We start from the raw sequence: 13,195 nt of genomic DNA on the forward strand, positions 1-13,195 counted from the left end.
GTTTTATTATCGAGTTCGAGGAACGCCTCGAAAAGCATATTAACTAATGGCAGTTACACAGAATCTGTTACAGGCTCGCTAGTACATATTACAGAGCTTTATAGTGCGAGTACTCGTCGCTTCCGATATCTCCGGTACCACCACCATCGGAATTGCCGTGGTCTGACGACATTACATAAACATGCCTGTCTTGTTTAGTATTCATTGACTGCATCGTTTTTAGCGCAATCCAAAGTATAAAAAAGATGACTGTCTTGTTTAGTCCCCAGATGAATTTAGTGTATTTCACGCAAGCCAAAAACAAAAAAGCCAGCATTAGCTGGAGTACATAAACATGCCTGTCCTGTTAAGTAAGTAAGTATTTTAAGTGTGGTTTATTATTGAAACAAATATGTTTGTCTTTTTTAGTCGTTTAATACACATAAAGGTGACTGTCTTATTTAGTCCCATAGTGACTAATTCCTAAATGTTTAACGACATATGTTGTTTAAAAAGGGGCAAAGCCAAACGAGCCCTTGGATTTTTGTCGCTGGCGATTGTTAGTATTCTTTGTAAAGGTGCCTGTCTTTTTTAGTACTCCGTGCTGTTTGAACATCGCTTCTTGTCGATAAAGCGGTAACCCATACTGATATTTGCTGGTGATGATTTGACTTAACAAGCTTGGCGTTGCGTAGCCTTTTGGGATCACGCTGTGAGGTACGGGCGCTTGTTTAATCGTGTTGCTGATACCGTCCTTTTCACAGGTACGGCACGCATATTTAGGGCGAACATGCTCAATCACGTTGACCTGAGCAGGAATAAACTGAAGCTTCTCTGACTTATCTTCACCAATGCGATGTAATTCGCCCGCACAACAGCCACAGATTTTTTCTTCGTCGCTAATATCGTGAACGATAACTTCACGAGGCAGGTCTTTAGGTAGCGGTTTACGTGTGGGCTTTTTACGAGTATAGCTAATCGTTTCTTCGGCTGTTTCAGCTTCAACAACCAGTTCTTCCGCTTCATTGAACAACTCACCTTGCCCAGGGTGGCCTTCGGTGCTTTTTCCAAACTGCTTATGCTGGGCAACGCGGAACTGTTCTTCTAAATAGGCAATCCGCGCGCGCTTCTCTTCAAGAAGCGCTTCAAGTTCAGCGATGCGGGATTGGTATTCTTTCTCGTTCATACCACCATTATCCCGTATTAAGCTGCTGATTACCTTACATTATTAAGACTATTTCGTGATCGTTAATCGCTACTTATGATCACAGGTTATAAGCCGGATGCGTTGTAGTGCAACGGCTGATGGCCTATGACATCGTAACCCGATAACAGCCATTGTAGCTGTTGCTCACTCATATGCATCTGTTTTAAGTTCGCATCGACAGGCCACTTAAAACGATGCTTCTCGAGGCGTTTATACCAGAGAGCGAAGCCCGTTTTATCCCAATAGAGTATTTTGACCTTATCGCGCTTTTTGTTGCGGAAGACGAACAGTGCATCGCGAAACGGATTCAGGTTCATATCCTGCTCAACAACGACAATTAAGCCATTTATCGATTTGCGGAAATCGACGATATCCATGTACAGGTAAATGTCGGCAGGCTCTACGAACATCTTCATTCGGACAATGCCTTCATCACGGTAGCAATCCAGTGAGGGTTAATATTGATTGGCACGCTAAGTTGAGCATTTCCAAGTTGCAGGAGAAGTTCGCCACCCATTGCTTCGGTGTAGGATTCAACCTTCGTGACTTCACGTTTCACCTGAACAAACTTGTTGCTTGTTCGCTGTAACCGAATATCACGACGCCTGGTGTAGTAAGTTTGAACATTAATCTGCTGTTGGCGACAAAACGCCACTGCGGTGAGCCCGCTTTGCTTTTGCTGCTCGAATAAGTTGAGCCAGTCTTGCACTTCTCTTCGTTGATATTGCGGCATGGTCATTCTCCTTAACAAAAAGAGAACACCATGCCGTAGCTGACTTATGAATTGAACGTGGGGATTACCGGACGGACACAAAAAAGAAGCTGCTTAACAGCTTAGGCGACAACTACCTTGAAAAACGCCGGTTGTGCCGTTGACACAGAATAAGACTAAAAACAGTCTTTATATGAAAAACCTTACGCCGGAAATAGAATTCGAAGGCGAGACATACCTATTCATGACTCAACAACTTAGTTCCATACCCGAAGATGTGCTCAAAGACTGCATCGGTTCTTTAGAGCAATCCCGCGAATTGCTAATAGGTGCAATAGACTTTGCTATTACTGGAATATAGCCTTTCTATAAGAGACTCTGACAGGTGGGCATAACGGCATAATGTGCCTAGAGAAGTGCACAAATGAGCCTGTCTTGTTTAGTCGTAGTTCTAATTACCTTTAAACACGATGACACTCTTTAAAAGTGCTAGTTCCATATTCTCACTAAGCGTAAGACAGATAACAAATGTAGTATTTCCTCCCTAAGCGCATAAGACAGGTACCGAATGCATACCGTTGTAAAAAGTGACTGTCCTGTTTAGTCTTACACAAACATGCCTGTCTTATTTAGTCTTTTTTGCGACATAATTCTTCCTTAAAAATCTAACGCCTAAAGCAGAGGCGCATTTACGCGTCCACTGCCTTTACTTGTTAGGCTAGTCTGTCCACAGACATGCCTGTCTTGTTTAGTACGTTTTCATCTACAAACTTGCCTGTCCTATTTAGTTTTTTGTTTAGTTATTCGGATTATAAGGGAACTTTTACCGCATGATCCCATAAACTAGTATCATATAATAAAACTGAAACTTCGCTTGGCTCTTTAATTAACCCTCCCGAAATACCTTGTTGAACAAGAAATCTCGACGCTTCACCTTTGTTATTCATACCTTCGACAATATCTTCATAAAACCTATGGCCACCAACATCAAATTCCTCATCATCAAATCTATCATTGTAGAACGCTTTCGCAACCGAAATCACATGGGGATCATCATGTTTTTTGATGCTTTTCGAATAGTAAATAAATGATTTACCGTCTAATTTAGACTTTGGAAATTTATAAATATGGTCGATAGAGTTGTTGTGTGACCTTGCGTTATTTTTCTCTGTTGAAAAATAAATCCCCCAACCGTATTTGTTGGATACTTTACCTATTTTAGAGTCGTCGAAATCAGTAAAGCTTGCTGTTGGTGAATGCCAAAGAAACTCTTCTTCATTCTTTTTAGTTTTTTTAAACCACATGAACATCGGCTCCAAAGAACATAACGCCCGCCTCAACGAGCAAATTTTGCTGGCGGCAGTTTTGCCGCGCAGCGCAAAAGTGGTGACAGTAAAATTTGTCCGTTGCAGGCTCTTGTTATGCGGCTGCTTCATCTACTGCTTCTTTTACCGCAGCCATATAGGGGACTATAACGTCGATATAAGCCTTGAGATCGCCAAATGATACATCTGCGGCTGTATCATTATGATGAACAATATTATTTCTTTTGGTAACTATTGTATTTATTAGATCCTTGTTGCTTTCAAAGTTTTCCTTTTTAGCTAAGTCAATTCCTAGCAACTGAAATAATTTCAAAGTTCTATATGGATTGGCGGAAATTTCGTTCGCAATATCTTTTTTTGTCACAGGCAGCGATATATCACTGTAATTCAAGTGTTTATCCTTTATCCCCGTAGCAAGCCTCCAATGCAGAAAATTGTGCGGAATTTGCGCAGAAACAACTCGACTTGAAATGGATTGACTATGTTTAAACGCAACATCTTGTAAAAATGCTTCTAGATAACTACAAACACTTATTAAATAGGACTTCACAAAAAAATTAACATTATCTATAAATAGGATATCAGGTTCATCGCAGAGTACACGTTGTTCAGAAATCTCAACCACTTGCTTTAATAATTCAAATTGCTCTGAGTACTGCGTAAACGGGCAAGAACTAGTTGATTGCATCATCTAACAAAGGTCTCCATAGATTTCTTCGTCTTAGAATTGATGTTTTTTTCTGTAAACCACCTGAAAGTGTGCGTCTAAACTCATCACTTGCGCACAATTCATTATATGCAGTTTTAATCTCTTCTTTTCTCTCTAAGATTATTTGCTCATCTAATAATCCTACTGTAACCATAAGCAAATCATAGTGGACCATGCCTTGTTTTGGTCTATCGCGTGTTACATCAGAGAACAACCCCTCCCCAAAGACATTTTTACAATTGTTTATAGCGCTATGAAATTTTGAGCGCAGCTGGGTGATTTCATCTTCAGCCGACTCAAAATTTTGCTCCATGTAACTGTCAAGAAAATCACTTAAAACATCGTTAAATTCGGCTAGCTCAAGATCACTAGAGAATGCCAAGAACCTCAACACCTGTTCATCAGGCTCTCGATTATCACGAACCTTGCCACTTCCATCCACAATACCAAAATTCTTTATTTCATCTGTTTCAGCTAATTCGACGAGGAGGTCGTCAAGAGCCCCGGGGTAAATGGCATGCCTAATTTCTTGCGGGCTTAACTGGACGGCGCCCTGATTTAGTCTCGCGAATATTTCTCTAATTAGTTTCTTGGGATTTTCCTTACGAAGAACAATGCAACGAATTGTTGTGGACTCTAATTCGGCTTGTAAATCGCCAAGTTCTGAGAATTTTTTTCCCTCTAACTCTTTAAATGTTGTCATCCCCTCCAAAGCAAATTCATCGTTAAAAAATCTAGTTATAGTTGTTAACCTTTGCACACCATCAATAACTAACTGCTTTCTATTGTCATCTTCAGCGAAATAACACGAGGGAAGTGGAATTCGCATTAGGCATGATTCTATAAATTTCGACGCTCTTCCCCAACCATCCTTGTCCCATTTATATTTTCTTTGAAACTCTGGGTTCAGTATTGTCTTAGGATTATCGGAAGTGATTCTTGAGACTAATGTTTCAAACGGATAATCAATTGGGTATAGATTTAACGTCTTGTCTTGAACTTCTTCACTCATTTTTATTCCTATATTTTGTAAATTGTCGATTTCTTCGCATAACGCTCGCATTTGCGGCTGATTTGGAGCGCAGCGGAAAACCAGTCCGACAACATGCGCTTGTTATGTTAATACCCTACCTACTTTCCTGTTATAGGTAATAGTACCGGTACTTCAAACTGAATCCTGCTCACTGAGCTATTTTGCGAACTATTGGAATTTGCTGAAGATACAGATATAGAGCCTACAGAACCACCATCATTTGCTGATGTTTGTTCTTCAGCAACTGTAACAGCAACATCGAACTCAACCTTTTGTAATGGAACACCAGTTTCTCGGCAGTATGCATGGCCTTCAGTGTTGCTGTGAAATCTTGCGGTAATTGGGTTAACTTTAGCATTTTGAGTATTTCCATACTCTTGTGCAGCCACGACCCCTTTTATAATTTGCTTTAACGTTTCCGAAACAAAATCATCGAGTTTCATAATTTACCCCAATAAAGAAACTAAAAAAGAACCGATCGACGCAATACTACCTGCATTAGGCAGCCCATTTAAAAGAGTTTTAACTACCGCTTTGCTTGGCTTGCCACTTTCGACTTGAGCTTCAACTGCATCAATAACTTCATAGGAGGCCAATTGCTCTTCTTCAGGAAGACATAGTCTATCAATTTCGTTACGTAAAGCAGCGATATGCTCTTGAAGTTCAGGATTTAAATTTACAATATTGACCGAGTTATCTGTAGAGTGTTGGTTAATTCTATTGTTTGTGCCGGATATATTGTAAGTAATATGTTGGACAGCTGCTTTTGCTTCAGGAAGACCGAGTTTGATAACATCCATTTGGTACCCAGCAGGAATACCATGGAATTTTTCGTGAAAACCCGGATCGATAACTTTGTATGTTTCTTCTGCACCGTTACTCATTGAACGCTGAATTAAGTCACCAGTCTCTATCAAAATATCAGAACGCTGAATAAATATCTTATCCTTTTGAACGCTAGATTTGATATCCGAAATTATTACTCCGTCTTGTTTTAGCACTTTCACGATGTCATTCATTAGATCATCAAATGGCATTTTTCGAACTCTCCTTGGTAACTTAACAGCGTACTCGCCCCCAAACCGTCATGCTATTCCACACAACTTTCGGGAAAATTGTCCTTGTATTTATAACTACAATAAACCACAACCAACAGAAAAATAAAGAAAAAACGCAATACTTTTTATCACGCGCATATTAAAAGCACCATATCAGCGCACAGACGCCACGACTGCTTTTCGCTCGTCCCCAAAAAAACAAAAAAGCCAGCATAAGCTGGCTTCAAAACACAAAAATAAATTTCGTCTTATCTAAAAACTACTTCTTCTGCCTAGCAGCCAACTTCTCCAACTGCTCGTCAGTCGCCGGAAGCTGGTGCTTCTCTTTCCACTCTGAATACGGCATTTTGTATACCACTTCGCGTGCGGCTTCGTAGTCGATATCAGCGCCCTGCTCGCTTGCAGCCGCCGAATACCATTTTGCCAAGCAGTTACGGCAGAAGTCGGCCAAAATCATCAGGTCGATGTTCTGAACGTCTTTGTTTGCGTCTAAGTGTTCTACTAAGCGGCGGAATACCGCTGCTTCTACTTCGGTTTGCGTTTGCTTATCCATTATCCAATACCTCTAAAAAAGCGCTTTTTCGTTATGGGTTGAATGTGTGGCGTAAATGTATGGGTTAGTGGGTAAAACCCAACCCGTTTTTACTTTTAAAACCTAAAACGAAAAAAGGGAGCCAAGCTCCCTTTTTACTTATATACAGCTAACTAGGTTTAAAACCTAATTGGCATTACTCTGCGTCGTCAGACTTAGGCGCTGGCTTTTCTAGAAGCTCTTTAATGCTTAGACGTACACGGTTTTGGCGATCGATTTCCATAACCTTAACGTCAACCATTTGGCCTTCTTCTAGGTAGTCAGTTACTTTGTTCACACGCTCGTGAGCGATTTGTGAAATGTGAACAAGACCTTCTTTACCTGGAAGTACTTCTACGAACGCACCGAAGTCTACAATACGTGTAATCTTACCGTTGTAAGTCTTACCAACTTCAATTTCAGCCGTTACTTGCTCAATCTTGCTAATAGCGATGTCTGCTTTCGCACGCTCTGTCGCAAAGATTTTGATAGTACCGTCGTCTTCAATCTCGATGTTAGTGTCAGACTCTTCTGTAATTTGACGGATCATTGCGCCGCCTTTACCGATAACGTCACGAATCTTGTCTTGGTCAATCTTCATGGTGTAAATGCGTGGAGCAAATTCACTTAGCTCTTCACGGTGACCGCCAATCGCTTCGTCCATTACGTTAAGAATGTGCAAACGTGCTTCTTTTGCTTGTTTAAGCGCAATTTGCATGATTTCTTTAGTAATACCTTCAATCTTAATGTCCATTTGAAGTGCAGTAATACCTTCGGTAGTACCCGCTACTTTAAAGTCCATGTCGCCAAGGTGATCTTCGTCACCAAGGATGTCTGAAAGTACAACAAAGTTGTCGTCACTCTTAACTAGGCCCATTGCGATACCCGCAACAGACGCTTTAATTGGAACACCTGCATCCATAAGCGCTAGTGAAGTACCACAAACCGACGCCATTGAAGATGAACCGTTTGATTCTGTGATTTCAGAAACCACACGTACTACGTACGGGAATTCTTCTTCACTTGGCATTACTGCTTGAATACCACGCTTCGCTAGACGACCGTGACCAATTTCACGACGCTTAGGCGAACCAATCATACCGGTTTCACCAACACAGTATGGAGGGAAGTTGTAGTGAAGCATGAAACGGCTGTCGCGCTTACCTTGAAGCTCGTCAATCATCTGTGCGTCACGCTCTGTACCAAGCGTAGCAGCTACAAGTGCCTGCGTTTCACCACGAGTAAATAGTGCAGAACCGTGAGTACGAGGAAGAATACCTGTTGCTACGTCTAGTGCACGGATCATTGCTGGGTCACGACCGTCAATACGTGGCGCGCCAGATAGGATGCGTGAACGTACAACGTCAGACTCAAGGTCGTGAAGAAGGTCTAGTACTTCTTTCTTATCTTGTTCTTCGTCTTCAGCAAGGATAGCTTCTAGTGCTTTTTCAGTTGCTGCAGTTACTGCGTCTTTACGCTCTAACTTGTCAGAAATCTGGTAAGCCGCAGTCATTTCTGCTTCAGCTAGTGCTTTAACTTTGTCTTTAAGCGCAGTGTTTTCTGCTTCTGGTGCCCAGTCCCACTTCTCAGTGCCAACTTCAGCAGCAAATTCGTTAACTGCGTTAACTACAGTTTGCATTTGCTCGTGACCGAACATAACCGCACCTAGCATGGTGTCTTCAGAAAGCACGCTTGCTTCTGATTCAACCATAAGTACTGCGCCTTCAGTACCCGCAACAACAAGGTCAAGCTCGCTTTCAGCTTGCTCTTCTGCGCGTGTATTTAGAATGTATTCACCGTTGCTAAAACCAACACGAGCCGCACCAATTGGGCCGTTGAAAGGAATACCAGAGATAGCAAGGGCTGCTGAAGTACCAATCATAGAGATGATGTCTGTAGGGATATCTGGGTTAGCAGACATTACAGTAACAACAACTTGTACTTCGTTTTTGAAACCTTCTGGGAATAATGGGCGGATTGGACGGTCGATAAGACGTGCAATCAGTGTTTCACCTTCAGATGGACGACCTTCACGCTTGAAGAAACCACCTGGGATTTTACCCGCAGCGTACGCTTTTTCTTGGTAGTTAACAGTAAGTGGGAAGAAGTCTTGATCTGCTTTGGCTTCTTTTTTACCAACTACTGTTACCAGTACAGACGTATCGTCCATGCTCGCAAGAACCGCAGCTGTTGCCTGACGAGCAATTACACCCGTCTCTAGAGTTACAGTATGCTGTCCATACTGAAATGATTTAGTAATAGGAGTCACTATTTGTCCTTTAATTTCAATCTTTATTTTATCGCTTTTAAACGCGGCGCATAGTATAGCCATGAAGTAGCGTTAATACCATGGTCAAATGCAGCCCCGCGCGGAATTTGTCGTGTTATTAGGTCATTAACCGCTATCACCTATAGCACCATGACTATATGAAATATCTGTGAAATTTCAATTATTGACTATATTTTCATCATACTGACACAAAACAGCGTATGCTAGAACAAAAAGCGAACAACGTAAGAACTTAAATAAACATCTCGTGCGACCAATGCGCAGAAGTGATTAACCACAACAAGAACGTCTAATATTAGTGTGCTAAAGGAGATAACCATGTTGGTACTTCGACTTAATAAAGCAGGCATGCCACAAGAGTGGATAGATGTTGAACAAGCCGCAAAGCTTTACAGTCAAGATAAGGTGCTATTTGAGCTAGGTAGCGATGCTATTACGCTTAAGGGAGGCTGGAATCACGAAGGGCTGCAAAGTCAGCTTACCCTGTCTAGTATTATCGCGTGCGACGGCAAGGTAACAGATTTATCTGGCAAAGTTGCCCTTACTAATCGCTATTTGTTTAGGCGCGATAGCTACCTGTGTATGTACTGCGGCAATAAGTTTACGCCAAAGCAGCTTACCCGAGACCACATTATCCCCCGCTCTCGCGGCGGAAAAGACAGTTGGACGAACGTTGCCACGGCTTGCCAGCGGTGTAATCACGCGAAAGGTGCTAAAACACCAGAAGAAGCCAACATGCCCCTACTCGCGGTTCCGTTTAGACCAAATGTGTACGAGCGTTTTTATTTAATGAACAGGCGGATTTTGGCTGACCAAATGGCCTTTTTACAAGGCCACTTCACCAGCCACAGAGAATGGACGTGCTTAGAATAGACGCTATAGCGTACCGCTAGTAGTTGTCTGTGCTTCGGGCATTGCTTTAGCTTGGTTTTGCACCGAAGAGGAATCGCTGTGCTGTGCATGAAGCTGGCGCTGCTCTTCTTTTTGCGCTTTGAACCACAGACTTAACCAATCTGAGCACATTTTGTGCTCTAACTCGTGAGCTTCGGCTGTAGGGCAAAACAAGCTTACCTTTACCACCACTTTGGCAAGTTCATTGGTTTTAATCTCAACCTCTGGGTCGATGCGAATAAATTCTTGCTCTAAATGACGTTCAATTAGGCCTTTGTAGCGCTCTGCTACATCGCGGAAATATTCACAATGTGCCTGTGCCCTGGCATGAAACGCTGGAAGCAAACTATAGGCGTTAACAGAAGGCTCGTTCACTATTTCAAATGAATGCAAACGGTAGCGACGCATGAAGTTAAGGTTACGCACAGTTTGAGTTACAAGCTGACTATTAGGCACGTACACGTGTTTACCCGTGTAGTTAAAGCTTTCAGGATCTACTTCTAAAAGCGCTGTCTTTGCCCAGTCCATTTCTACCACTTCACCAATGATGTTGTTCATTTGGATCCAGTCGCCTACCCTGAACGGCCGAGCGCCCAGGTAGTAAATGAACCCCATAAAGCACTGAATAAACTCGCGGGTTGCCAACACAATGGCTACCATAAAGGCAGCAATGGAGATTGCCAGTGTTTGGATTTCAGAGCTCCATACCATCATTAACACAATAATGATAAAGGCATTACCCAGCTGCTCTAGGATATTGATTTGGTTTCGGCGGTCTTCGCCACGATGAGAACTAATACGCCTGATAAGGCGCAACACACCCTTTTTGATAAAGTGCAGTACAATTAAAAGTACTAGAGATGTCAGCAGTTTATAATCATTGGCAAAACTTATAAATTGATGCCATAACTGCGCTGGGTCTATCACAATCTCCATGTAAGCTCCGTCTGTACTCCGAGGGTAAATATTTGAATAGGCGAAAAAAAGCGCCGACGAATGTCAGCGCTTTTAATTATGAAGCATGTAAACTCGTGGCACAATGCCGACCAGTTAAAACATCTTTTTATTAGTCGCGAATTTGGCCTTCGCCATTCACTAAATATTTCTCTGAAGTCAATGACTCCAAGCCCATTGGGCCATAAGCATGTAGTTTAGTGGTTGCAATACCAATTTCTGCACCTAAGCCAAGCTGGCTACCATCAGAAAAACGTGAAGAGGCATTAACCATTACTACACTTGCATCAACTGCACGTTGGAATAACTTGCCTTTTTCAGCATCTTCCGTACAAATTACTTCAGTGTGGTTACTACCAAATTGCGCAATGTGGTCAACCGCTGCTTCGAAATCGTCAACTACACGGATAGCGATTTCAAGGCCAAGATACTCTTCACCGTACGCGTCTTCAGAAATAACGTCAGCACCATCAAAGTACTGGCTACCTTTGTCGTTTACGTGAACCTTAACACCCTTTTCTTTGAATGCATCGGCCACTTTAGGCAGAAAATCACCCGCAACGGCTTGGTGTACAACTAAGCCTTCTAAGGCATTACATACGCCAGTACGCTGTGTTTTACCATTTAGAAGTAGCGCCATGGCTTTATCTAGATCAGCATCTTTGTCTACGTAAAGGTGACACACACCTTTAAAGTGCTGAATTACCGGCACTTTAGCGTTGTCAGTCACGTAGTTGATTAGACCTTCCCCACCACGTGGAATAATCACGTCAATGTAATCACGCTGCTCCATTAGCTCTTGCATTAATGCACGATCTGGGTTCGGAACTACCGTTACCAGCGCTTTTGGTAAATTGTGCTTCTCCAGCACGTCTTGCATAAGCTCAGCAATGGCTAAACTCGTATCTAGTGCTTCTTTACCACCACGTAATATCACTGCGTTACCCGATTTAAAGCACAGCGCGCCTGCGTCGGCAGTAACATTAGGTCGTGCTTCATATATCATGCACACAACACCAAGCGGTATACGCATTTTCTTAATCTCAATACCGTTTGGACGTGTACCGATAACGCGCTCTTTACCCACAGGATCGTCTAGTTCAACAATAACTTCGATGCCTTCAGCCATTGATTCAATACGCTCATCGTTTAGGATTAAGCGGTCAACCATCGCTGCGTCTAAGTTATTCTCTTTGGCGCGCGCGACTTCCTTTTCGTTTACTTCAATAATTTTGCTTTTGTTTGCACGAATTGCCGCGGCCATATCAGTTAACACCGCGTTTTTCTGGCTTTCACTTAAAATAGCCAGTGTACGTGCAGCTTTTTTTGCCTGTTGTGCTAACTCTGTAATAATGCTCATTCTTTCTCCAGATTTGCTATGTGCTGATCAGAAATAATTGGCCCAGTCTTTTCCTCAAACTCATGGGCGAATTCTTCGTTTTCCTGATTCGCAATGAAATTCAATAAACAGCTACTGTAATTCGACTTGGCTTTTACCAGTTTAGTACCGTCTTCTTTACGTACTAGAATGGTGTCGCCTACCGAGAACTCACCTTTCACGTCAATAATTTCGCTACTTGTCAGTTGCTCTGCGTCGCCAGCTAAAGAGGCGTCAAAGTCCCCTTCTACTATCACCTCACCCTGCGCGTTTGACGTATGGCGCATCCAATGCACATTCTCTTGCATTGGCTTGGCGTGAGGTTTGAAATGCGTGCCTGGGTTTTCACCTGCTAGCAGCATATTAAACGACAGTTCAGTAAAGCCGTTAATAATATATGTATCTATACCATGCGAAACGGCTTTTTCGGCCGCTTCAATTTTAGTGCGCATACCACCGGTGCCTACACCGCCTTTTACCGCACCGCCAGCCATGTCATAAATGCTTTGATCAATGGTATTAACTGATTTAAGCAATTGTGCGTCTTCGTGTTCATGCGGGTTCTTATCGTACAACCCATCAATGTCTGAACAGATAATAAGTGCATCTGCTTCAGCTGCCGACGCCACCATGGCCGATAAATTATCGTTATCACCCACTTTCAATTTGTCGGTGGTAACGGTGTCGTTTTCATTAACGATAGGCAGGATATTGTTGTCCAATAAACTGAATATCGTTTCACGGATACTTACGTAACGCTCTCTGTCTCGTAAATCAGCATGCGTTAAAAGCATCTGAGCAGACGGAAAATCAAACAGTCTGTCCCACGTGGCAATCATTTCGGTTTGACCCGCTGCTGCCATTGCTTTTTTAACTGCAATATCTGACTTTTCTTGCTCTGGAAACAGGTGCGCGCCCGCTGCGACAGAACCAGAAGACACGAGTACAACTTGTGTACCGTTGGCTCTGCATCGCACGATAAATTGCGCAATGCTCAAAAGGTAATGACTGCTACAACCTTGTTGGTTGGGCGATATCAATGCACTACCCACTTTGATGACTACGCGTTTCCAATTTGGATGACTCAT

The 13,195-nt window shown here is 42.5% G+C and carries 15 protein-coding genes; 2 read left to right on the forward strand and 13 right to left on the reverse strand.

Features of this window, described 5'->3' with window-relative positions; all coding sequences use genetic code 11:
• Positions 1-487: 487 nt before the first annotated feature.
• From WA381_RS04080 to tnpA, 3 genes are all read right to left on the reverse strand, one after another.
• Positions 488-1,165 (reverse strand): IS66 family transposase zinc-finger binding domain-containing protein, encoded by a 678-nt coding sequence (locus tag WA381_RS04080; RefSeq protein ID WP_264386962.1) that lies wholly within the window; start codon positions 1,163-1,165, stop codon positions 488-490.
• A gap of 86 nt (positions 1,166-1,251) precedes the next feature.
• Positions 1,252-1,602, reverse strand: coding sequence for an IS66 family insertion sequence element accessory protein TnpB (gene tnpB, locus WA381_RS04085; RefSeq protein WP_156086391.1), 351 nt, complete (start codon positions 1,600-1,602; stop codon positions 1,252-1,254).
• Positions 1,599-1,919: an IS66 family insertion sequence element accessory protein TnpA gene (gene tnpA, locus WA381_RS04090; RefSeq protein WP_156086390.1), complete on the reverse strand. Its 321-nt coding sequence runs from the start codon at positions 1,917-1,919 to the stop codon at positions 1,599-1,601. Before tnpA ends, tnpB begins: the two co-directional genes overlap by 4 nt.
• A gap of 133 nt (positions 1,920-2,052) precedes the next feature.
• On the opposite strand from tnpA, the gene WA381_RS04095 reads away from it, so the two are divergent.
• Positions 2,053-2,259 (forward strand): CcdB family protein, encoded by a 207-nt coding sequence (locus WA381_RS04095; RefSeq protein WP_289617965.1) that lies wholly within the window; start codon positions 2,053-2,055, stop codon positions 2,257-2,259.
• A gap of 448 nt (positions 2,260-2,707) precedes the next feature.
• Here WA381_RS04095 and WA381_RS04100 read toward each other — a convergent pair whose 3' ends face one another.
• The 7 genes from WA381_RS04100 to pnp form a co-directional block, all read right to left on the reverse strand.
• Positions 2,708-3,334, reverse strand: a complete 627-nt coding sequence (locus tag WA381_RS04100) for a hypothetical protein (protein WP_061485825.1) — start codon at positions 3,332-3,334, stop codon at positions 2,708-2,710.
• The gene (locus tag WA381_RS04105) at positions 3,318-3,914 is read right to left on the reverse strand and encodes a HEPN domain-containing protein (RefSeq protein ID WP_061485824.1); all 597 of its coding nucleotides are present in this window, start codon (positions 3,912-3,914) and stop codon (positions 3,318-3,320) included. Before WA381_RS04105 ends, WA381_RS04100 begins: the two co-directional genes overlap by 17 nt.
• Positions 3,898-4,944: a DUF262 domain-containing protein gene (locus WA381_RS04110; RefSeq protein ID WP_061485823.1), complete on the reverse strand. Its 1,047-nt coding sequence runs from the start codon at positions 4,942-4,944 to the stop codon at positions 3,898-3,900. Before WA381_RS04110 ends, WA381_RS04105 begins: the two co-directional genes overlap by 17 nt.
• 119 nt (positions 4,945-5,063) lie before the next feature.
• Positions 5,064-5,408, reverse strand: coding sequence for a hypothetical protein (locus WA381_RS04115; protein WP_061485822.1), 345 nt, complete (start codon positions 5,406-5,408; stop codon positions 5,064-5,066).
• A 3-nt stretch (positions 5,409-5,411) separates the two neighbouring features.
• Complete coding sequence (locus WA381_RS04120; RefSeq protein ID WP_061485821.1) at positions 5,412-6,002, reverse strand: hypothetical protein; 591 nt, start codon at positions 6,000-6,002, stop codon at positions 5,412-5,414.
• Between the two features lie 280 nt (positions 6,003-6,282).
• Positions 6,283-6,576, reverse strand: coding sequence for a DUF1244 domain-containing protein (locus WA381_RS04125; RefSeq protein ID WP_061485818.1), 294 nt, complete (start codon positions 6,574-6,576; stop codon positions 6,283-6,285).
• 175 nt (positions 6,577-6,751) lie between these two features.
• Positions 6,752-8,863, reverse strand: a complete 2,112-nt coding sequence (pnp, locus tag WA381_RS04130; RefSeq protein ID WP_039229711.1) for a polyribonucleotide nucleotidyltransferase — start codon at positions 8,861-8,863, stop codon at positions 6,752-6,754.
• Positions 8,864-9,202: 339 nt separating this feature from the next.
• Here pnp and WA381_RS04135 point away from each other — a divergent pair, with 339 nt between their 5' ends.
• The gene (locus WA381_RS04135; protein ID WP_014949384.1) at positions 9,203-9,757 is read left to right on the forward strand and encodes an HNH endonuclease; all 555 of its coding nucleotides are present in this window, start codon (positions 9,203-9,205) and stop codon (positions 9,755-9,757) included.
• Between the two features lie 3 nt (positions 9,758-9,760).
• Here WA381_RS04135 and WA381_RS04140 read toward each other — a convergent pair whose 3' ends face one another.
• From WA381_RS04140 to proB, 3 genes are all read right to left on the reverse strand, one after another.
• Positions 9,761-10,711, reverse strand: coding sequence for a mechanosensitive ion channel family protein (locus WA381_RS04140; RefSeq protein WP_156086389.1), 951 nt, complete (start codon positions 10,709-10,711; stop codon positions 9,761-9,763).
• Positions 10,712-10,841: 130 nt separating this feature from the next.
• Positions 10,842-12,089 (reverse strand): glutamate-5-semialdehyde dehydrogenase, encoded by a 1,248-nt coding sequence (locus WA381_RS04145; protein ID WP_061485817.1) that lies wholly within the window; start codon positions 12,087-12,089, stop codon positions 10,842-10,844.
• Positions 12,086-13,195: a glutamate 5-kinase gene (proB, locus tag WA381_RS04150; protein WP_156086388.1), complete on the reverse strand. Its 1,110-nt coding sequence runs from the start codon at positions 13,193-13,195 to the stop codon at positions 12,086-12,088. Before proB ends, WA381_RS04145 begins: the two co-directional genes overlap by 4 nt.

This window comes from Alteromonas sp. CH_MED4-4, from assembly GCF_037029575.1.
Classification (GTDB): Bacteria; Pseudomonadota; Gammaproteobacteria; order Enterobacterales; family Alteromonadaceae; genus Alteromonas; species Alteromonas macleodii.